This is a genomic window from Glaciibacter superstes DSM 21135 (genome assembly GCF_000421145.1).
GTDB classification, from domain to species: Bacteria; Actinomycetota; Actinomycetes; order Actinomycetales; family Microbacteriaceae; genus Cryobacterium; species Cryobacterium superstes.
Map to the genome: position 1 here is coordinate 317,040 of NZ_ATWH01000004.1, position 21,001 is coordinate 338,040.

Consider the following 21,001-nt stretch of genomic DNA (forward strand, 5'->3'; position numbering starts at 1 on the left):
TTCTCGGGGGTTCAGGCCGTCGGTGAAGACGACGTGGTTCCGGCGTTGGTGCCGGGCTCTTGGTGGTACACCGCGTGCCACACACGATTGCGCAGCTCGCCGAATTCCGGACTGAGCCGCACGTCTTCGGTGCGGGGGTATGGGAGGTCGACCTCGACGGTCTCGTAGATGCGACCTGGACGGGCCGCCATCACGATGACCCGGTTCGCGAGGAACACGGCCTCATCGACGTCGTGGGTGATGAACATGACTGTGCGCTTCTCGCGGTTCCAGGTCTCGAGCAGCTGTTCCTGCAGCTTCACGCGAGTGAGGGCGTCGAGGGCTCCGAACGGCTCGTCCATCAGAAGGATCGACGGGTTCACGGCGTAGGCACGGGCGATTGCGCAGCGCTGCTTCATGCCGCCGGACAGCATCTTCGGAAGGGCGTCGGCGAACTGCTCGAGCCCGACCATGCGGATGAAGTACTCGGCGCGCTCCCGGCGGGCGGCCTTCGGCACTCCCCCGACTTTGAGACCGAACTCGACGTTCTTGCGCACAGTCAGCCACGGAAAGAGCGCGTACTGCTGGAAGATCACGCCTCGCTCCGGCCCGGGGCCAGAGACCTCCTCGCCGTCGACGAGTGCGTGGCCGCTTGAAGGCTCCTCCAGCCCGGCGAGAATGTTCATGAGTGTCGATTTGCCGCATCCAGACGGGCCGACAACGGTGACGAACTCGTTGTCGGCGATGTCGAGGTCGACGTGGTCGAGGGCCACGAACTCCTCATTCTTCAACTGGAAGGTCTTTCGCACCCCCTGAACGGAGATCTTCGCTGTGGCCGTGTTTGTCGTGGTGGTGTTGGTCGTCATCGTCATCGCCGTTCCTGCCATCCGGTGAGTTTGGTTTCTGCGAGGAGCAGCAGTCGGTCCATCACCAGGCCGAGAATGCCGATGACGACGATGCTGACGAAGATCGTCGCGAGGTCGTAATAAAGCTGGGCCTGCTGCATCCGGTACCCGAGTCCAGCCGGTGCGGCGAGCAGCTCGGCCGCGACGAGAGTGGCCCAGGCCGAGCCGAGGCCGACGCGCATGCCAACGAGGATGAACGGCGTCGAAGCCGGAACGACGACCCGCACGAAGATCGCACCGTCTTTCGCACCGAGCACGCGGGCGGCATTGATGAGCGTGCGGTCGACGTTGACGACGCCCTGGTACGTCGAGATGACACAGGCGAGGAACGCCGCAAGGAAGATGACGAACACCTTCGGCACTTCGCCGATGCCGAGGAGAACCAGCACAAGGGGCAACAGGGCGAGCGGCGGAATGGTACGGAAGAACTGGATCCACGGTTCGAAGAGGCCTCGACCGACCGTGTACCACCCCATCAGGAAGCCCACAGGGACGGCAGCGGCGGAGCCGAGGAGGAAACCCGTGAGCACGCGGCCGAGGCTCGCGAGGATGTCCTGCTGCAGGATCCCGGCGTTCCAGAGCTGAATTGCCTTCTCCACCACCTCAGGCGGTGTGGGGAACTGGAAACCGTTCAGCGCCAGGATCCACCAGATCGCGATACCTGCAACGACGGAGATGCAATTCAACACGATGAGTTTCGTGCGCTTGCTCACGCGACTGCGGCGCGGTGGCTTGCCACCTGACCGAGGCGCGGCGACAGCCAGGGCGGTGGTCGCCGTGCTGCCGGCGGCGACTGCGCGGGCAGCAGCTTGTTCTGATTTGTCACGTTCTGATTCATCGGTCATTTCGATCACTCGCTCCATGACGGGCCTCGGTGCGGATTGACGGAACTGGAAAAGGTCACTGTGCGCTCCTTTGCTGCTGCACGGGTTCGCCGGATGCCGCGGACTCTGGGTATCCGGCGAGGAGTGGGGACTGATGAAAGATGGCAGCGATGGCGCCGAGCGCACCGTCGCTGTCTTCGAGCCCGGCGGCTCGCACCACAACGGGCTGGTCGGAGGGGATCGGATAGAGCTCGTAGCGCAGCGTGGCCGCAGCCTGCTCAACCAACACGGGCGCGATGCGCACGATCTCACCGCCGATGACGACCTCGCGCGGGTCCAGGGTCATCGCGGCGGCCCCGAGGACGCGGCCGATCGTCGATCCGACTTCGCGGAGCACGACGTCAACCGCCGGATCGCCCTTCTCCACCGCCGCGGCGAGGTCGTCGAGTGTCTGGACCTCCACACCGCTTTCCCGGCAGCTGGCCAGGATTGCCGGCACAGAGGCGATCGTCTCGAGGCATCCGCGCTTGCCGCAGCGGCAGGTTCTTCCGAGCGGGTCCGCCATCACATGGCCGAGTTCGCCGGCGAAACCCCGTGCGCCGGAGACCAGGCGGCCAGAGACGACGAGACCACCGCCGACGCCGTCTGAGAGCCGAAGGTAGAGGAGGTTGTCGACCGCGTCTGGCCGGGTGATCGCCTCGGCGAGCGCGGCGAGTCGGGTGTTGTTGTCCACGAAAACTGGTGCGTGGAACCGCGTGGCGAACGCGAGGTCGACCCCGTCTGGGGCGAGCTGCGTCTTCCAGCTCACGGCCGGCGTGCCTGTACGCCCACCGCGGTATGGACCGGGGACGCCGATGCCGACCGCCTGCAGCGCACCGTAGTGCACGCCGGTCTCGCGGCTCAGACGTTCGATCAGGTCAAAGGCGATCTCGACCCGCTCCGTCCATGGCGTATCGTCGACATACCGTTCGAGGCCGGAGGCGATGACCTCATGGGAAGCATCCGCCACGACGACGTGCACGCGGCGGTGACCGAAGTCGACGCCGAGGAACTGGCCGGAATCGGGGTCGAGGGCGAGCCGCTCGGCGGGGCGACCACTGCCGGCACGCAGCGTGGCATCCGTGTCGGCGACGATGATGGCACCGCGCCGCAGGAGGCTCACGGTGATTTCGGAGAGGGTCGTGCGCGAGAGGCCGACGCGCTTGGCGAGTTCGCCGCGGCTCAGCGATCCCTGAGCGCGCAACGTGCCGAGTACCCGCTCTTCGTGGGTCCTCCGCACGAGGGCGTGGATTCCGATCGTCGTTGACATGAGAGACAGGCTAAGCGGCCGGTAATTTTTCCGTCAACAACCCGGCAGAAAAACTTTGAAGATTCGCCCGATCAAGGTCAGAACCCAGCCATGTGACACCGGGCGAAGAAACCGGCAGGGTGCCGACCCAAAGGTGAGCACCCTGCCAACTGCCGTCCTCAATCAGTCAGACGCGGCATCCGTCGACGGTCGCTCGGCGTAGAGCATGGCGCCCTGCGGACCCGCCTGCTCCAGGCGCACGACTCCCGCTACCGCCGCCTCGTCGGAGCGGCCAGGCGAGGCCCAGTACCCGTGGGCCGGGTTGCGGAAGAATGTCATCCACGGCGTTCCGTCTTCGTCGATGAACATGTTGTTGTGCCCGGCCCCGACAGCGGCCGTGTACCGAGCGGAGTACGGTCCTTCGAACGAGTCGGACACCGCGACCATGGCGTCGTACTGGTCTTTCACACCGCTGTTCGGCAGGTACGACCAGGTCGGATCCAGAGCGGTGCCCGATTTGTTCGCCCACACCGCGTGCATCAGGTAGTACTTGTCGCCGACCTTGGTGACCGTCGCCCCCTCGAGATACGGCTCAGGGGAGAACTTCGCCTGCTCGAAACGCGGCAGGTCGTGGGGCGCTTCGAGATCCTCCATATCGGCCGTCATCCTGGAGTACAGATCGTTGTGCAACACGAGGTACGTCTCATCCCCGTCATCGAAGAGCCCACCGTCGATGTGGTAATACTGCGGATTCGAGGCGCGGACGGGGTCGCCGAGCGGATTCTCAACGCTTCCCTCGATGTTGCGATACGGCCCCTCCGGCCCGCCGTCACTGACCAGCATGAACGAGCCGGTCAGCTTCGAGTGGTCACCCATGCACGCGACGATGTACCACTTTCCGTCGACGTAGTGCACCTCGGGCGCCCACACATCTCCTGCGCGCGTCGCCGGGTCGTCCGGATTCTTGTACGTCTGCCAGTCGGCGACCACCACTCGATCATCGGTGTTCTCACCGACGAACTCCGGCGACCACACCTTGCCCTTCGTCTCGTCTGGCCGAATCGACGTCGTGTCGACGAGGGTCCACGGCCCCTCGAGCGATGGCGCCGTCCACACGTAGATGCCGTCGTTCCACGGGGCAGCCTTGTCGAGCTCGGCCGGTTTTGTCGTTCCGGTGGCGACGTACAGCGTCTCGCCGTCGACCTCGAAGCGGTTGACGTAGGTGTCACGCATCCAGACCCGCCCGAGCTCCGCATCCTGGGGTCGCGTCTCGAGGTCAAGCACCATCGAGTTGTCGGGTCGCGGAGTGATTTCGGAGCGACCATCAGCGGTGCCGTACGGCATCGGCAGCGGCCAGCTCGCTGGGAACGCCGAACTCTCGCCGTCCATCGCGTAGGTGTGCACATAGTCGAACTCGGCCGTCGCGCCCTCGGCGTTCATCGAGACGATACCGATGCGCAGGTTGCCCAGCGCCGGAATCGACCAGACCCCGCCCCACTGCCACGATTCGCCGTCGGTGCTCGACGCCATTCGCACGTCGTACTCGCCGTTCTCCTCGTCCAGCTGCGCGTAGAGCCGCAGCCACGTCGTCTCCGCTGGGGCTGCCCCGAACATCGGGCCATTGGCGACGGCAGTGGGTGGTGTCGTGGTCGGCCGTTCCGCCTCTTTGCCGAACTCGGTCTGGTGAAGGAACTCGCCCTTCCGGTTCAATGGCAGCACAGAATGCGTGAGTTTCAGGTAGCGATCATCGTGCTCGTACAGCACCAGCCCTGCTTGCTGAGCGCCCTTGGTCCCGTCGAAGATGAGCTTCGTTTCAACGACGTAATCGCCGTTCGGCGCATCGCGCAGCAGCACCGGCGCCGAGTTCGTCGCCTGATACAGTTCGGCTCCCTGCGTCGGCCAGACGAGCGAACCGTCGGAGACGTTCGGTCTAGACGCGGGTCGACGCACCCAGTTCCAGGCGTCGTCGCCGGCCTCAGGCGCACCCGCTGCGTCGAACTCATCTGAATACTCCGGCAGAAGTTCACCAACCGCGGGGTCTGCAACACGCTCGGTCACGGGTGTGTAGATTTCGGCGGCGCTGAGGTTGTCAGCATCGACGGATGCCGCGGTCGCGGCGATTCCGATCGTTCCGTTCGTCTGTGCCTGCTTCGGAGCCGTGACCTCTACTGTCGCGAGTGGATCACGCAGACCGTCGGCCGAGACCTCTGCCGTGACACTGGAACCGCGCCACTCGAGCGTGACAACGTGCCACGAACCGTAGTCGAACGACGCAGGCAGCGGTGACGACTGAGCGGCGACCTTGCTCCCGTGAACGACCTCGACACGCAGCTCCCCCGCCGCACGATCGATCCACGCGGTTGCACCGTTCTGACCACGCTGACCGACCACAAGACCGACCGCACCGGACGTCGCGGACGCGGCATCCGTTGTGCTCAAACGCACGTCAGCCTGTACCCGCAGATCGCCAGACACCGTGTCGTGACTCGTGATGGCAGCGGAGCCAGACTTCTTGGCATTTCCCTTTGCAGTGCCCTCTGCCGCGAGGCGGAGGTGCTCGCCCGCGTCTGGGTCGCTCGCGATCGTTGCCTCACCGTCGCCCTTCACTTTCCAGTCATCGAGTGAGGTATTGGTGAAGTCCGTGCCGACGAGAGGGGTGGTCACCGGAGCGGTCTCCTCACCGTTCGACGGGCCGGCACCCGCGCGCACGACGGGCCAGCCGTCGATCCAGTCGAGGCGGTCGATCATGAGCGGTCGCTTCGACAGGGTGCGCCCGTCGACGGGTGGGAAGTCGGGGTCGGCGGTGGGGATGGCGTGGTAGATGAGCCAGTCCTGCCCGGCGAGGTCGGTCTGGATCGTGTTGTGGCCGGTGCCCGCAAATCCGTTGCCGTTCGAGGTCAGCACGAAGCCGCCCTTGCTGCTCGGGGCCATCAGGTCGACGCCGTCGTCATCGAGGAACGGGCCGCGCGGGTTGTCGGCGCGCCCGACCTTCACGGTGTAACCGCTGAACTCGCCGTCGCAGCATCCTGCGTCTGAGTACATGAGGTAGTACCAGCCGTCACGCTGCATGACGATGCCGCCCTCCATGCGGCGACCCTGCGCAACCTGGGTGACCTCGCCGGCGAGCGCCGTGGCGTCGGCGTTCAGCTCCGACACGCAGAGCACGTCGTAGCTGCCCCAGTACACGTAGTGGGTGCCGTCGCTGTCGGTGAACAACGCCTGATCGATATTTCCCGTCGGGCAGCCGGCGACCCCTGCTCCTGGAATGATGAGGCCGTGGTCGACCCACGGGCCGGTCGGCGCCTGCGCCGTGAGCATCGCCACCCCGCCGTTCGAGAGCGAGTATGTGAGGTGATATTCACCGTCGATGTAACGGATGTCCGGGGCCCACGGGCGCGTGCCGGCGGCCCAGTAGCCTGGCCGTTCGGCATCCGTAGGGTAGACGTCGCCGATGTACTCCCAGCTGACGAGGTCGGTCGACCGCATCATCGGAAGGATGTGCTCGCCGGTCTCGCCTGCGCTGTTGAAGATGGGGTTCGTGGTGCCGTAGGCGTACCAGGCGCCGTCCTTGCCGCGAATCATCGCGGGGTCGGGGAACGTGTCGACGACGCCCGCACTCACCGGATTGGTGTACGTGCCGGACGCTGCCGGTGTTTCCTCTGCGGTTTCCACTGCGGCGGCGGCAGCGTGATTCGCGTCGGCCGACGGCAGCAGGCCGCCTCCGATCATGGTGGCGGCGGCCAATACTGCTGCCGCCCGCAGTGTTGCCGACCTCGGTGCTGCCGACCTCAGCGTGAATGTTCCCCATCGCATCAGAAGTGTTCTCCCTCGTTGTCCACGTCTCCGCGTGTGCGCAGCGTTTTCGGGCGCGCGGGCATGCCTCTTTGCGCGACGTCTGAGAGCAGGCGACGATCGACTTCGACCGCCACCGGGCCTCTGCGTGTTCCCCGTCCGACCATCTAACGGAACGATCATTTTTCCGTCAAGACTTCGGCAGAAAGGTCGTTCAACAGCCGACGCCGACGCAGGTGCGCCCGGCGGCCCAGGGCCGCGCCCAGGTCCCCTTTTCAAGACGCGCCCAGGACCCCGCCTCAGTGCCTCGGCCCCATGACCGCACCCCGACATCGCCGCGGGTAGGCTCGATACGTGACAGCGCAGGCATTGACCGTCGAGACCACGCCGATCAGCGACATCCGGCAACTCATCCTCCTTCTCGACCAGCGGAAGCCGCTGCTCTGGATGCGACGTAACCAGGGCCTGGCCGGCATCGGCGTCGCCCTGCGGCTTGAATTCTCCGGGCCGACCCGCATGACGGATGCCGCGGCAGCGTGGCGCGAGGTCGTCGCCGCAGCGACGGTGAACGATCCGCTCGCACGCAGCGGCACCGGCCTGATCGCGTTCGGAGCGTTCGCCTTCGACGAGTCGTCGTCAGAGACCAGCGTGCTGATCGTGCCGGAGGTGGTGGTCGGGCGGGAGAACGGCGAGTGTTGGGTCACCCGCACGCACCTGACAGAAGCCGGTCCGACCGGCACTGGCACCGGCACCCCGGCACCCGACATCCCCCTCGCCCTCCGGCCGCTCGGCGACGAGTATCGCATCTCGCTGCTGCCTGGTGCGCTGCCGCCAGACGGCTTCCGGCGAGCGGTCGGCGACGCCGTCGAGCACATCGCGAATCGTGATCTCAGCAAGGTGGTGTTGGCTCGCGACCTGGTCGGGCACCTGCCGGCCGAATCCGACCTGCGCCGCGCGATCACCGAGCTCGCTCTCGGCTACCCAGACTGCTGGACCTACGCCGTCGACGGCCTGGTCGGCTCGAGCCCGGAGACGCTGATCCGCGCCGACCACGGCGAGGTGAACGCCCGAGTACTCGCCGGCACGATTTCACGGGGTGCGGATGCCGCGGCAGACCACGAGGCAGCGCTCACGCTGGCGACCTCGGCCAAAGACGGCGACGAGCACGAGTTCGCCGTGCAGAGCGTGCTTAACTCTCTTCGGCCGCACACCTCGCACATCACCGTGAGTGAAGTTCCCTTCACCGTGAAGCTGCCGAACCTCTGGCACCTCGCGACCGACCTCGAGGGCACCCTCAGCGACGGGTCGAACTCCCTCGACCTGATCGCGGCGTTGCACCCGACAGCCGCGGTCGCCGGTACACCGACCGATGACGCTCTCGCGCTGATTCGCGAGCTCGAGCCGTTCGACAGGGGCCGCTATGCGGGTCCGGTCGGTTGGATCGGCGCCGACGGTGACGGTGAGTGGGCGATCGCGCTGCGATGCGCGCAGGTGGATGCCGACGGCGGCATCACGGCATACGCAGGCTGCGGTATCGTGCTCGACTCAGAGCCGGAGCGGGAGCTGGCGGAGACAAAGATGAAGTTCCGCCCGGTCGTGGAGGCCTTCGGCTGACGGATCCCACGCGTCGAGTGGCCCGAAGAGCACTTTCGCTGAGCTTGGGAAGGATCGAGCTCGGGAAGGACCGAAACGGGCGACTCGGCAGGGGAACCGGTCAGCGACCGCGCTCTGCCTCGGCAACGGCAGGTTCGGGATTCGGGCTGTTCGCGAGCAGATTCTGGATGGGCTTCAACGCGAACGTGACGCTCACCATCCTTATGGCGAGGTCGCGGAGCACGGCGAGAATGCGACTGCGGCGGAATATGGCACCGGCCAGTGCACGCGAGTTACTCTGCGCTGATTCGACGCGGGGTCGTTGCGCCTGCTCGTAAGCGGCGAGAACCGCGGGGATGGCAGCGGGAGCGGCGCCCCGCAGCATCCGTGTGAGCACCCAGGCCGACTCCATTGCCATGCCGGCGCCGATTCCGGCCGTCGGCAGGAAGCCGGCCGCGGCATCTCCGAGCAGCGCGGTGCGCAAAAAGGCCCACCGGGGAGAGCGGCAGTCGGTCAGGGGCCAGTAGTACGGGTCGGGGTCGTCGGCCACAGCGCGAAGTGCGCTCTCGATTCGCGGTGAGGACTCCTTCAACGAACGGCGCACGCGGTCGATGAACGGTGCGGCACCGCCTCGTGTATCGGCGCTCGGGCCGCCGAGGAAGACCCCGATACTGCCCTTGACGGGGTAGGTGCCGAGGAAGAATCCCGCACCCCAGAGTTCTTCGCCGAGATCGGACTCCGCGTCTTCGGGCGCCCAGACGACCCAGCCGCCCCACTCGGTGTCGACGATTTCCACTGGTCGAGCCCCGAGGACCACTGCGCGGGTGGCCGAATGGATGCCGTCGGCCACGACGACCAGGTCGAACTCGAGCTCATGGGTCTGGTCACCCACAGCGAGGGTGGCGACGACACCGCTGGCGGTGTCCATGAGCGTGGTCACCGCCGAATCGAACGTGACGGCGCAGTCATCCGTCGTCAACACCTCGATGAGTTCGCCGCGGCCGATGCCCCGGTAGTCGCCGTATTGGTCGAAGATGCTCGACATGGAGTCTTCGCGGCGCATGTGCCCGGTGTGCGAGTGCGCCGCATACCGGCTGAGCGGAACGCTGTTCTCGCGGTACTGCTCTCGAACGCCGAGTTCCTCAAGCGCCTGGTCGACCATCGGCATGAGCGCGAGCATGTAGCCGGGGTGGCTGTCGTCTGCGGCCCGCTCGATGAGCACCGGGTGACGGCCGTCACGACGAAGCAGTTGGGCGGCCGTCACCCCGGCGATGCCTGCGCCGACGATGAGTACGCGCAGGTCATCTTCGGCTGCTCAGCAAGAGCTCGTTCTACCACGTGATCGCGTCGAAGCAGGAGTTGTTCGATCTGGTGCTGCGCGACCTCATCGGCGACCTGGTCGAAACGCTGGTGATTCCCGATCCCGGTGAGTTCTCTGATGGGCGGTTCTGGCCGGCGACGGAGCGACTGTTCGACGAGATGATGCGTGCGACAGAGAGCGGCGAGTCGTTCGTGGCCCTCGGCCGCATGTTCTATCTCTCCGGTACGCCAGCTGAGGCCAATCGCGCGGTGGGCAAAGCGCTGAGCTCTGTACAGGACTGGGTACGCGATGTGCTGGTGGTCGGCAGAGAGTCGGGTGCGGTGCGAGACGACCTTCCGGTCTCGCTGCAGAGCCGCCTGGTCTTCGCCGTGCTGCGCGCCATGGATGAGTGGACCCTGACCATCGACCGGGCGCGTTCCGCTGACAACATTCCCCACCTCGTTGGTGCGCAACTCGCAACCGTCAGGCGCATGCTGGAGCCGAGCCCGGGCATCCGTTGACCGCTATGCGCGTCGGTCTGCCCACAAATTCACGACGAGGTGCCTCGCGGGCAATTCGACGGTCAGATTCGCATGGACGGTTCAGGAGGCAGCCAACCGCGCCTTCTCCACCTCGACGTCGAAGTCGGCGGGCGGCCACTGCAGGTCCATGCGCCGCAGCGCATCGATCAACAGGTGCTGTACCGCAAGACGGGCGTACCACTTGTGGTCAGCAGGTACGACGTACCACGGTGCGTCGTCCGTCGCAGTGCGGTCGATGGCGATCTGATACGCCGCCTGGTAATCGGGCCACAGCATCCGTTCGTCGACGTCACTTGGGTTGTACTTCCAGTACTTGTCGGGGCGATCCAGGCGTTCGGCCAGGCGTTCTTTCTGTTCGTCCGGGCTGATCTGCAACATCACCTTGATGATCGTGGTGTCGTCGTCGGCGAGCCCCTGTTCGAACTTCGTGATGGCGCCATAGCGCTTCTCGATCTCCTCGGCCGGGGCGAGCGAACGCACCCGGGCGATGAGTACGTCTTCATAGTGCGAGCGGTCGAAGACGCCGATGTAGCCGGCCTTCGGAACACGACGACGGATGCGCCAGAGAAAGTTGTGACTCAACTCTTCCTTCGTCGGAGCCTTGAAGGCGACGTGGTCGATGCCCTGTGGGTCGACGGCGCCGACCACGTGTCGCACGATTCCGCCCTTGCCGGCGGTGTCCATGGCCTGCAGCACCAGCAGAACCTTGCGGGCGTCACCGCTTCGACTGTTTGCGAAGAACCTCTCCTGGAGTTCGGAGAGGATCGCAGCTCCTTCGGCGAGCGCGTCGACGGCCTCGGACTTGCCGCCTTCGAAGCCGGGCGTTGCGGAGGTATCGATGCTGGCGAGGCTGAACCCCTGATGCACCCGAAGCGCGTCGATCGGGTCGTCGACCCAGAAGCTCTCGACGCCTTCCTGGATGGCGGCCTTCGTCTGCGCGTTGAGCTTCCTTTCCGGCTTGCCCGACTTCTTTGGCTTTCCCGACTTCTTCGTCTTCTTGCCCACGATGCACCTTCCTTTGATGGCTATTCTGCCCGAATGCGACGCGGCCAGGATCCGGCGACGGCCACGCCGATGTCGATGGCGTCTTCGGCCATGGCCCCTGGCAGACCCAGGCCCCGATCGGCGGTGGCTGCGCGCCAGCGCACACCCGCCATCGCGGACAGTGCGGCACTGATTCCGGCTGCGGCGAGCGCACCCACTACCGCGAACGTTCCGATGCCGGTGCGTTCCCGACGCGCGAGTATGAGTGTGCCCAGAAAGGTGGCACCGACCCGCACCGCGAGGCCAGGGCCGGCGAGGCGGCCTGCGGTCAATGGCAGCTTGTCGCCGATGAGTTCGCCGCCCAAGGCCAGGGCAGAGGTGACGACAGCCACCCGGCTTGGCGGCTCGATCCCGGCGGCGGACCGACTGGCCAGCAGCCGGGTGAGCACAGGGCCGGCAACTGAAAGGGAGGCGCGTCCGCCGACGGCCGCTCCGAGGAGCGCGGAGCGGCAACGCAGTCGAACTGCCGGGGCGTTCCTCCTGCCGGACATCGGTCAGGCAGTCAGCCGGGTCGGGCCCTGCTCGGCCTCCTCGGCGGAATAGTCAGCCGTGATGAGGATCGGCATGTGGTCTGACTTGCCTCTTGGCAACGTGGCGACGCCGTCGATGTCGAGCCCGGCCGAGGTCACAAAGTCGAAATGACCGCGGAAGACTTTGTACCTTGTATAAGTTCGGCGGTCACTCAGCGAGAGGTCATACCCGCGGTCGTTCACCTTCTCGGTGAGGTTCTTCGTGAAGAATGGGTAGTTGTAGTCGCCGGTCATGAGGGTGGGCAACCCCTCGCCGAGCGTGGCGAGCTCCGCGTGCGCGGCGTGTATCTGGTGACGGCGCAGCGAGTTGAGTGCGGTCAGCGGTGCAGCGTGGAAGGACGCGACCACAACCTGCCGGTCCGTTTCATGATCGACAAGCCGAACGCCGACGAGCCGCTCGTGCGCCGGAGCGAGGACGATGTCATGCAGCGACTTCTTCAGCATGTATGCCTGGGTCTCCAGGGAGGCGAACCGTTCCTTGCGGTAGTACACCGCGAGGCCAAGGCGATTGCGCGTCGTCGCGTCAGCCAAATGGAGATCACCCACTTCGGCCGGAAGCTCCGTCGTGTCGCACTCCTGCAGGCACAGTACGTCGAGGTCGAAGCTCTCGGCAAGGTCGATGAGTTCACCACTGGCGTGGTTCTTACGCAGGTTATAGCTGATAATCCGGATCAGAACATTCACTTCTTTCGAACAGCCCTCGGAACGCCATACTAACCCCGGTCGCGTGCGGCTCCAATCTGGGGGCCGCTGCTTCCGGCCGGTCTATCGGCGAAGCGGCACCTCCACGATGGCCGGTCCCTGCACGGGAGCGGTCAGTGCCTTCTCAAGCTCGCTGCGTTTTGCGGCGAGAGTGTATTCCCAGCCATACGCGGTGGCCAGGGCGGCCAGATCGACCTGCTGCGGGGTGTACAGCACGCGGTCCATCGCTGCTGCGGGTGCGGATGTCGCAACTTCGAGGCTGTCGAAGATGGTGCCCCCGCCGTCGTTTCCGACGATGACCTGCAGTCGCGGGCGCACCTCGCCGGGCGTCTGGAGCAACGACCCGACATCGTGCAGCAGGGTGAGGTCGCCGAGCAGCACACGGGTGACACCGGTCGATCGCGGTTCGGGGCCGCCCTGGCTCGCCAGCGCGATCCCCGCGGCCGTGGCGATGGTACCGTCGATGCCGGCCAGGCCGCGGTTGGAATGCACACTGATCTTCTTTCCAGGCACCCGCCGGTCGGCCTCTCGAATCAGCCTCGATGCACCGAAGACGAGCCGGTCGTGCGGCCAGCTGGCCCGCCAGACCGCGTCAACGAGCAGTTCTCTGGTCACCGGCGCACGCAGCGCTGCCAGCTCGGCCTTGGCGAACCCGCCGCGCACCCGGTAGTCAGCCGAAACGGAGGCCGCGACATCCGGGCCGGACTCTTCGGCATCCAGCGCGTCGCGCAGTTTCCTGCTGGCCATCACCCAGCGACCAGTCCAGGCCCGGGTCTCTCGGTCTGCCGCGAGGGCGACGGATGCCGCGTCGGGCGCAGCGTGCCTGGCGAACGTCTGCACGCGGTGGCCAGGGTTGTACAATTCGGCGCCCGTGGGGGCGATGACAATGGTCTCGACACTGGTGTCGCCCTGGCCGTCTCGCTGGATCAGCGCGGACACCTCGCGACTGAGCGTCGGATGCCCGAAGACGATTACGCGTTCCACTTGGCCGCCCCAGTCGTCTTCGCGCAGCAGCTCGCGGTAGGCGACGACAAGATTCGGGCCGAAGTGCGACCCGCTCGACACCTCGGCGAGCAACGGCCAGCCGCCGGTTCGGGCGAATTCTTCTGCGGCAGGGCCAGCGCCGTGTCCGGCGATGACGATGGTGCGCAGGCCCGGCGTGACCAGGTACGGTTCGCGGGAATCGGGTGATTCCGGAATCGTGGCCTCCGAGACTTCCGCGCCAATAGCTTCGTCGGCGGGCGCCCCTGCGGCCTCCCACGCGCCGCTGGTCGCCGCAGACAACGGTTCACGGAACGCCAGGTTCAGGTGCACGGGGCCCGGGTTCTGCGTGACTGTGCCGGTCGCGGCATCCGTCGCCTGCTTTGCCAGCGCCCTGGCCTGCGCGTATTCGCCTGGGTCGCCCACCGGTGCCGACACGTCTGCAGCCAGTCGCGCCGCCGTGCCGAAGATGCCGGGCTGGTCGGTGGTCTGGTTCGAACGGATGCCACGCAGCTCGGCAGGCCGGTCGGCCGTGAGAAGAATCAGGGGAACGCCGGAGTGATGGGCCTCGAGTACGGCGGGGTGCAGGTTGGCGACGGCCGTGCCAGAGGTGGTGACGACGAGTGCGGGTGTGCCGGTCTCGACGGCGATGCCGAGCGCGAGGAAGGCCGCGCCGCGCTCATCGAGACGCACGTGCAGGTCGATCGCGCCGGCGCGCTCGAGTTCGGCGCAGGCCAGGGCGAGGGCCTGCGATCGCGAACCCGGGGCGAGCACCACGTGACGGATGCCGAGGCGCACGAACTCCTGGAGCAGTGCGACGGTGAAATCCGTGGCCGGGCTTTCGCCGGTCTCAGGCATCCCGTCGGCCAGGCGCGTCGCTCTCGCCGGGGTCGGACTTCTTCGGCGGGGTGCCGGCTGTGTCTGCGGAACCGGTGGCACCGGTCGAACCGGTCGAACCCTTGGTGTCAGGTTCGTCGAGGTCGGCGAGTTCCTGCTCAAGACGACGGATGCGTTCCTGCTGGTTCTGCTGTTTGCCGAGGCCCTTCAAGAACTCCGGGTCGTCATCCGGGGCCATCGTGCGAGGGGACCGCGTGCCAGCGGCCGGTCGGCGGCCGCGTCCGACGATCAGCCAGAGCAGCGGGCCGATCACCGGAACCAGAATGACCACGAAGATCCAGACCCACTTGGGGAGACCGCGAATGCGGTTTCGATCGAAGAAGGCGGCGTCGAGCGCCGAGTAGACCGTCAGCACGACGACCACTACAGCGAGGACCACCCAAACACGAGCCATGCTCTGATTGTAGGCCGACCAGCCGAGAGTGCGGTGAGTAGTTGTTCAGTCAGTTTGTCTAAGCTGAGTGCATGAAGGCTGTTCCGGTTTTGGTGTACTACTCGGTGCTGCGGGTTGTGATGTTCGCGGTGCCGCTGGTGATCCTGCTGGCGCTGGGAGTCGAGTGGTGGCTGGCAGCGGTTCTCGCCGCGGTGATCGGTCTGAGCCTGTCGGTGATCTTTTTGCGCAACTCGCGCAACGGTGTTGCCCGCGACCTGTATGAGACCAGGCACCGCGGCGCGGCAGAGCCCGCATCGGGTGCATCAGCGGCGACGGATGCAACGCGTGCAATGCCTGCAATTCCTGTAACGGACGCCGAGACTGAAGACGCCGCGGTCGACCGTCGCGACTCCCCCCAGGGCTGAAACCCGGCGAATGGGTCGAGAAGAAATTCCGCTCGACGCTGAGCTGGTGCGTGGTCTGTTGTCGCGCCAGTTCCCCAAATGGGCGCAACTGCCGCTGGAGTTCGTCGCGCGCGGCACCGTCAATGCCATGTTCCGGCTCGGTGACAACATGCTCGTTCGGCTGCCGTTCATTGCTGGGGGCGGGGAGGGAATTGACCTCGAGGCCGCCTGGTTGCCGCGACTTGCCGGCCGGCTGAACGCTCCGATTCCCGAGTTGCTCGGCGTGGGTGAACCCGACGAGGCGTATCCAAGCTCCTGGCTCGTCGTGAGCTGGCTGCCGGGGGACCCCGCGGTTCCTGGATCGACCCAGAATCCGGATGCGCTCGCCCGTGACCTGGCCGGCTTCCTGTTGTCGCTGAGGGACGTCGATACGACGGATGCCCAGCCCGGCTATCGCACGGGACCACTCGTCGAGCTCGACGCATCCGTTCGGGAATGCGCGGAGCAGGTGCACGATCTGGTGGACGTGGCATAGTTGGTCTCGATCTGGGACGAAGCCCTGGCGGCGCGGGCGTGGGGCGGTCCGCCGATGTGGGCGCATTGCGACATGCTGCCGGGCAATGTGCTCGTGAGTGATGTCGGCACGAGCAGGCGAAATCGCTCCACATTCTTCGCGAGCTCGTGCGTGGGCGCTGATTCCGGGTCAGTGCGGCACTCCGGGTCAGGGCGGCATTCCTAGTCGGTGCGGCACTCGGGGTCAGGGAGCCTCCGTGGCCTTCCGTTCCGTGCGATCGCCAACCAGGCTCAGCACGAGAATCATGACGACGCCCGCAAAGATCGCGATGTCGGCGACATTGCCGATGAAGAAGTCCGCGTAGCCGATGAAATCGACGACGTGGCCGATGCCGAACCCGGGCTCCCGGAAGAGTCGATCGCCGAGGTGGGTCACGGCGCCGCCGAGCAGGAGGCCGATGGCGATCATCCACGCGCGGGAAGTCACGCGCCAGGCGAACCAGACGAGCACACTGACGGCAACGGCGGCAAGGATGGTGAACACCCAGGTGAACTCGGTTCCGATCGAAAACGCGGCGCCCGGGTTGTAGACCAGCACAAAACGGATGAGGTCGCCGATGACCGGGATCGTTTGGCCGTCGCCGAGTGCGGACTCCGCCCACCATTTGCTGCCCTGGTCGGCTAGAACGACGACGACGGCGATAGCGAGCGTGAACCACGCCAGTCGCTGGCCGTTCCTGCGTGGCGCTGTCGTGGACAGTCGGCTGTTCTCACTGATGGTGTTGTCGTCGCTACCGTTACTGTCGGTGCCGCTATTCTCGGTGCTCACCCGGCAATTATCCCGGTACGCAAGCTGGGAAGCACCCACGTCGGTCGCTTCCGTGCAGAGCACGAGAGACTGGGGCGGTATCAACTCGTCCGCCCGAAGGAGTACAGATGCCATCCGCCATCACGCTCATCCGTTCGTCAACGCTCTCCAACGTTGCTGAGTACGCCTATTCGGCGACCGCGCCCGCAGGTGCCCGGTTCGTCTTTCTCGCAGGAGCCTGTCCCCTGGACGGTGATGGATCCACCGTCGGCATCGGAGACTACTCGGCCCAAGCTGCGAAGTCTTTCGAGAATATGGAGACTGCACTCGCCGAAGCTGGAGCGTCGCTGACTGATCTGATCAGCACGCGTGTGCTCGTCGCAACGACTCGCCGGGAGGACCTCGTCGAGGCGTGGGAGGTCATTCGCGCTGCCTTTGGCGACCATGATGCTCCGAGCACGCTAACAGGTGTGACCGTGCTGGGGTACGACGACCAACTCGTGGAAATCGAGGCGGTTGCAGCACTGATGCATTGAGAGACGCCGCTCACGAATAGCTGACGGCCTGTACACGCGTAACGCGGCCGACCTTGTTGGGATCGAACACAGATCGAGATCGTTCCCGTCAGAGCGACCGACGCACTGCCGTAACCCTCTTCTGCACCGAACGGCCCGAACCGGCTCTTCACTGCGCCGTTTAAGAGCCGAATCCGGCGGCTCAGCGACATGACGCCGACCCTCCGGCGGCTCAGAAGGCGAAGGCAACGCCGAGCAGCACTCCGTAAGCGAGCGCCGTGAAAATAGTGAGCTGGAGGGCGAGCACCAGCTCCCGCGACGTGCGCGCGGTCACCACGATTGCGCAGGCCGGCAACGCCAGCAGCAGCACGAACCAGCCGAGGAACGCGAGCGGATAGAACAGCGTGAAGAACCACACCGCGGCAAACGGCACCAAGACAAGCACGCAGAAGACGACGCGGGATGCCGTGCTCCCGATCAGCACCGCCAGCGTCTTCTTGCCGGCGGCCTTGTCTGGCACGAGATCTCTCAGGTTGTTCACCATCAGCACCGCACAGGCGAGGAGCCCGACGCCGACAGCGCCGAACCAACTCTCGATGTTCACCGTGTCAGCCTGCACATACGTCGTGCCGAGCGTGGCAACTAGCCCGAAGAACACAAACACGAACAGCTCGCCGAGCCCGAGGTAGCCATACGGTTTCTTGCCCCCGGTATAGAACCAGGCGGCAACGATCGCCACAGCCCCGACGATGAGCAACCACCACTGCTGCGTGAGGATGACCAGCACCAGGCCGACAACCGCAGCCAGCCCAAAGAAGACCAGGGCCACCGTAAGAACCGTTCGAGACTGAGCCTTCCCCGAGGCGGTCAGCCGCGCGGGACCGACCCGGTGCGCATCCGTCCCCCGCACACCGTCTGAGTAGTCATTGGCGAAGTTCACGCCGATCTGCAGCAGCAACGCGACCGCGAGCGCCAACAGCGCCCGCACGGGGTGATAGACACCGGCACCCTCTGCGACGACGGCCGCACCGGTTCCGAGCGCAACCGGCGCGATCGCCAGTGGCAGGGTGCGAAGTCTTGCACCGGCGACCCAGTCGCGCGCCGTGGCCGGCTTCACCTTGCCCGGGCCGCGCCGAGTCGGCCCGTTCTTCTTCGCCGGATGCCCGGACACCCCGTTCGCACGGGCTTTGCCGAGCTGCTCGGCGGGGTTCAATCGTTGCTGTTTCGGCCGTGTCGGCCGTGATCCTTGGGGCACGCCTACATGTTACCCATCGACCACCACGCGTTCACACGCGGTGAGCCGTGGCAAATCGACCTTCGTTCGCGATTGAAGGTCGATCTCTCACGGTTTGGCGGGGTTGCCCCGCGAGACCAGAGACCGCAGCGCCTGCCGGTCCGGCTTGCCAGACGCCAGCATCGGAATCGAAGCCACCGTCACGACGCGCGCCGGCCTGGCCGCCTTGCCGAGAACGGATGCGACGGCGCCGGCGAGTTCCGCCGGCACTGCCACGCGATCTGACGCCGACCGGCCGTCGATACCGCTGGCATCGTGGTCGGCAACAACAACAACGGGCACCTGGCCCCATTCGGCGTCGGCCGCAGGCACGACGACCGCATCGACGAATCCGGCGACCGTTCGCACGACCCGCTCCACCGCGTCGAGCGACACCTTCACACCACCAGAGATGATGACGTTGTCGGCGCGGCCGAGCACCCGCACGGCGCCTGATTCCGCATCCACCTCGCCAAGGTCCCCGGTGCGATACCAGCGAACCCCATGATCATCGATGAACCGGTCGGCGGTGCGCACGGGGTCATTGAGATATCCCTCGGCCAGCACCGAACCCGAGATCTCGAGTTCCCCGCTCGATTCACCCATGCTGGCCACACGCACCGCGGTGTTGCCGATCGGCAGTCCGTCATAGACGCATCCTCCCGAGGTCTCCGAGGATCCGTAGGTGCGAACCACCCTCACCCCGAGCTCGCGGGCGCGCAGGATCAGCTCGGGCGGCATCGCCTGACCTCCCACCAGAATCGCCGTGAACCGGCGCAAAACGTCGAGCACCCGCGGATCGTCGGCAGCGTCAACAAGCCGCGCAAGCTGCACCGGAACCAGCGACGTGTACCGCAGCGGCTCGGTGAGCTGCTCAGCACATTCGGCGAAGACCAGCGGATCGAAGCGACCGGGCGGCAGAATCACCGGCGACGTGTCTGCCGCTATGGAACGCACCAGAACCTGTACTCCAGCGACGTAGTGCGTAGGCAGCGCGAGCAGCCACTGGCCGGGCCCGCCCAGGGCAACAGTGGTCGCGGCAGCACCCGAGAGAAGGGCATCGGTGGAGAGCATCACGCGCTTGGGCGCATCCGTCGACCCCGACGTCTCGATCACCACCGCCACCGGCAGCGGTACGCCGCCGAGCACGCGCGTGCGCGCATCCGTTGTGTTCGGCGCATCCGGTGCGTCTGTCGCGGCGAACGGATCTGTCGCGGCGAACGGATCAGTCGCGGCCAGCACCTCGGGCAACGGAAGGATGGCCGGCCCGTCGCCGACAAGCGCGCTCCTGAGCGCGGCGAGCACCTCGGCCGGGTTGTCGGCGCTGATCGTCCGCAGCTGTCTACTCACCGCTGCCGCCCTCGCCCACAATCGCCATATGCGCCCACAATCGCCGCAGCACCGGCGATGTCCGGCGCAAATGGCGATCCTCGATGCACGGCGACAGCGCACACGGCGACACCACGCCGATCCCCGCCGGGCCCAGGTTCACCGCTGCGCCCGCTTCCACCCGACGCCCACAATCGCCGTAGGCGCCCACAATCGCCGCTACAACGGCGACGCTCGGCGCAAGGGGCGATTCGCGGCGCAGGTCGGTACCGCAACGCACCTCAGTACCTGCCCACACGCCCGGCATGACACCGCATCTCAGTACAGCCGCATCTCAGTATTGCCAGGGGTACGGACCCCAGTCCGGCTCGCGCTTCTCGAGGAACGCATCACGGCCCTCTACCGCTTCATCGGTGCCGTACGCGAGACGCGTCGCCTCCCCCGCAAAAACTTGCTGCCCGACCAGACCGTCGTCGACCGCGTTGAAGGCGAACTTCAGCATCCGGATGGCGGTGGGCGACTTGGTGAGCACCTCGCGAGCCCAATCCAGCGCCGTCGTCTCCAGCTCGGCATGCGGCACCACGGCGTTCACTGCACCCATTTCATAGGCGCGCTGGGCGGAGTATTCGCGGGCGAGGAAGAACACCTCCCTGGCGTTCTTCTGCCCGATCTGCCTGGCGAAGTACGCGCTCCCGTAACCGGCGTCGAACGACCCGACGTCGGCATCCGTCTGCTTGAATTTGCCGTGCTCTGCGCTGGCGATGCTCAGGTCGCACACCACATGCAGCGAGTGCCCGCCGCCGGCCGCCCAGCCGGGAATCACGGCAATCACGACCTTGGGCATGAACCTGATCAGCCGCTGCACTTCGAGAATGTGCAGGCGCCCGCCCCGTGCCGGGTCAATACCTGCCGCCGTCTCGCCTTCTGCGTACTTATAGCCGTCACGGCCACGGATGCGCTGGTCGCCCCCGGAGCAGAAGGCCCAGCCGCCGTCTTTGGGGCTGGGTCCGTTCCCGGTCAACAGCACCACGCCGATGTGCAAGTTCAGGCGGGCGTCTTCGAGCACCGCATACAGTTCGTCGACAGTGTGCGGCCTGAATGCGTTCCGCACCTCTGGTCGATTGAAGGCCACCCGCGCGATGCGGCCGCTGACGTCGTGGTGATAGGTCACGTCGGTGAGGGCCGTGAAGCCGTCGACAGAACGCCACTGGCTCGCGTCGAAGATTTCAGACACGAAGATTTCAGACACGAAGTTCTCAGAAACGGGGGCATCCGGCGCCTGGTCAGTCATGCACCCAGCCTACGACTGCACGACCGGAACCCGCCGCGACTATGCTCTGCCAACCACCCGGCCTGCCAACGGCCCGGCCCGCCCGCCAACGACGAAGCCCCGCCGCGCGGAGGCGGAC

The 21,001-nt window shown here is 66.1% G+C and carries 19 protein-coding genes; 5 read left to right on the forward strand and 14 right to left on the reverse strand.

What is annotated here, in order from left to right; all coding sequences use genetic code 11:
* Positions 1–11 precede the first annotated feature (11 nt).
* From K323_RS0107405 to K323_RS30205, 4 genes are all read right to left on the reverse strand, one after another.
* Entirely contained in the window at positions 12–851 is an 840-nt protein-coding gene (locus K323_RS0107405; protein WP_245570940.1) for an ABC transporter ATP-binding protein, read from the reverse strand.
* Positions 848–1,729 carry an ABC transporter permease gene (locus tag K323_RS0107410; RefSeq protein WP_084697091.1) on the reverse strand — a complete coding sequence of 294 codons (882 nt, stop codon included), beginning with the start codon at positions 1,727–1,729 and terminating at the stop codon, positions 848–850. Before K323_RS0107410 ends, K323_RS0107405 begins: the two co-directional genes overlap by 4 nt.
* Before the next feature lie 55 nt (positions 1,730–1,784).
* Entirely contained in the window at positions 1,785–3,017 is a 1,233-nt protein-coding gene (locus K323_RS0107415) for an ROK family transcriptional regulator (RefSeq protein WP_022884652.1), read from the reverse strand.
* A gap of 162 nt (positions 3,018–3,179) precedes the next feature.
* Positions 3,180–6,809: a family 43 glycosylhydrolase gene (locus K323_RS30205; RefSeq protein ID WP_211219825.1), complete on the reverse strand. Its 3,630-nt coding sequence runs from the start codon at positions 6,807–6,809 to the stop codon at positions 3,180–3,182.
* A 333-nt stretch (positions 6,810–7,142) separates the two neighbouring features.
* Here K323_RS30205 and K323_RS0107430 point away from each other — a divergent pair, with 333 nt between their 5' ends.
* Positions 7,143–8,402, forward strand: a complete 1,260-nt coding sequence (locus K323_RS0107430; protein WP_026851371.1) for an isochorismate synthase — start codon at positions 7,143–7,145, stop codon at positions 8,400–8,402.
* 100 nt (positions 8,403–8,502) lie between these two features.
* Here the strand turns inward: K323_RS0107430 and K323_RS24850 are convergent, their stop codons facing one another.
* Positions 8,503–9,681 carry an FAD-dependent oxidoreductase gene (locus K323_RS24850; protein ID WP_051147244.1) on the reverse strand — a complete coding sequence of 393 codons (1,179 nt, stop codon included), beginning with the start codon at positions 9,679–9,681 and terminating at the stop codon, positions 8,503–8,505.
* Positions 9,682–9,719: 38 nt separating this feature from the next.
* Here K323_RS24850 and K323_RS24855 point away from each other — a divergent pair, with 38 nt between their 5' ends.
* Entirely contained in the window at positions 9,720–10,202 is a 483-nt protein-coding gene (locus K323_RS24855; RefSeq protein WP_022884656.1) for a hypothetical protein, read from the forward strand.
* Positions 10,203–10,283: 81 nt separating this feature from the next.
* Here K323_RS24855 and K323_RS0107445 read toward each other — a convergent pair whose 3' ends face one another.
* From K323_RS0107445 to K323_RS0107465, 5 genes are all read right to left on the reverse strand, one after another.
* Positions 10,284–11,105: a polyphosphate kinase 2 family protein gene (locus tag K323_RS0107445; RefSeq protein WP_026851372.1), complete on the reverse strand. Its 822-nt coding sequence runs from the start codon at positions 11,103–11,105 to the stop codon at positions 10,284–10,286.
* A 143-nt stretch (positions 11,106–11,248) separates the two neighbouring features.
* Positions 11,249–11,758, reverse strand: a complete 510-nt coding sequence (locus tag K323_RS0107450) for a hypothetical protein (protein ID WP_022884658.1) — start codon at positions 11,756–11,758, stop codon at positions 11,249–11,251.
* Between the two features lie 3 nt (positions 11,759–11,761).
* Positions 11,762–12,469 (reverse strand): endonuclease/exonuclease/phosphatase family protein, encoded by a 708-nt coding sequence (locus tag K323_RS0107455; protein WP_033372632.1) that lies wholly within the window; start codon positions 12,467–12,469, stop codon positions 11,762–11,764.
* Between the two features lie 93 nt (positions 12,470–12,562).
* The gene (gene menD, locus K323_RS0107460) at positions 12,563–14,338 is read right to left on the reverse strand and encodes a 2-succinyl-5-enolpyruvyl-6-hydroxy-3-cyclohexene-1-carboxylic-acid synthase (protein ID WP_022884660.1); all 1,776 of its coding nucleotides are present in this window, start codon (positions 14,336–14,338) and stop codon (positions 12,563–12,565) included.
* The gene (locus K323_RS0107465) at positions 14,331–14,771 is read right to left on the reverse strand and encodes a PLD nuclease N-terminal domain-containing protein (RefSeq protein WP_022884661.1); all 441 of its coding nucleotides are present in this window, start codon (positions 14,769–14,771) and stop codon (positions 14,331–14,333) included. The genes menD and K323_RS0107465 overlap by 8 nt, the downstream gene beginning before the upstream one ends.
* Positions 14,772–14,842: 71 nt before the next feature.
* Between K323_RS0107465 and K323_RS0107470 the strand changes: the two genes are divergently transcribed.
* Positions 14,843–15,175 (forward strand): DUF4229 domain-containing protein, encoded by a 333-nt coding sequence (locus K323_RS0107470; protein ID WP_022884662.1) that lies wholly within the window; start codon positions 14,843–14,845, stop codon positions 15,173–15,175.
* A gap of 10 nt (positions 15,176–15,185) precedes the next feature.
* On the forward strand, positions 15,186–15,689 hold the full coding sequence (locus K323_RS28435) for a phosphotransferase (RefSeq protein WP_051147245.1): 504 nt from the start codon (positions 15,186–15,188) through the stop codon (positions 15,687–15,689).
* 222 nt (positions 15,690–15,911) lie between these two features.
* Here K323_RS28435 and lspA read toward each other — a convergent pair whose 3' ends face one another.
* Positions 15,912–16,496, reverse strand: a complete 585-nt coding sequence (gene lspA, locus K323_RS0107480) for a signal peptidase II (protein WP_022884663.1) — start codon at positions 16,494–16,496, stop codon at positions 15,912–15,914.
* Positions 16,497–16,603: 107 nt separating this feature from the next.
* On the opposite strand from lspA, the gene K323_RS0107485 reads away from it, so the two are divergent.
* Positions 16,604–17,011, forward strand: coding sequence for a RidA family protein (locus K323_RS0107485; protein ID WP_022884664.1), 408 nt, complete (start codon positions 16,604–16,606; stop codon positions 17,009–17,011).
* A gap of 211 nt (positions 17,012–17,222) precedes the next feature.
* Here the strand turns inward: K323_RS0107485 and K323_RS0107490 are convergent, their stop codons facing one another.
* The 3 genes from K323_RS0107490 to K323_RS0107500 form a co-directional block, all read right to left on the reverse strand.
* Positions 17,223–18,161 (reverse strand): 1,4-dihydroxy-2-naphthoate polyprenyltransferase, encoded by a 939-nt coding sequence (locus K323_RS0107490; protein WP_051147270.1) that lies wholly within the window; start codon positions 18,159–18,161, stop codon positions 17,223–17,225.
* Between the two features lie 171 nt (positions 18,162–18,332).
* Complete coding sequence (locus K323_RS0107495; protein ID WP_022884666.1) at positions 18,333–19,613, reverse strand: AMP-binding protein; 1,281 nt, start codon at positions 19,611–19,613, stop codon at positions 18,333–18,335.
* 313 nt (positions 19,614–19,926) lie between these two features.
* On the reverse strand, positions 19,927–20,883 hold the full coding sequence (locus K323_RS0107500) for a 1,4-dihydroxy-2-naphthoyl-CoA synthase (RefSeq protein ID WP_022884667.1): 957 nt from the start codon (positions 20,881–20,883) through the stop codon (positions 19,927–19,929).
* Positions 20,884–21,001: the final 118 nt, after the last annotated feature.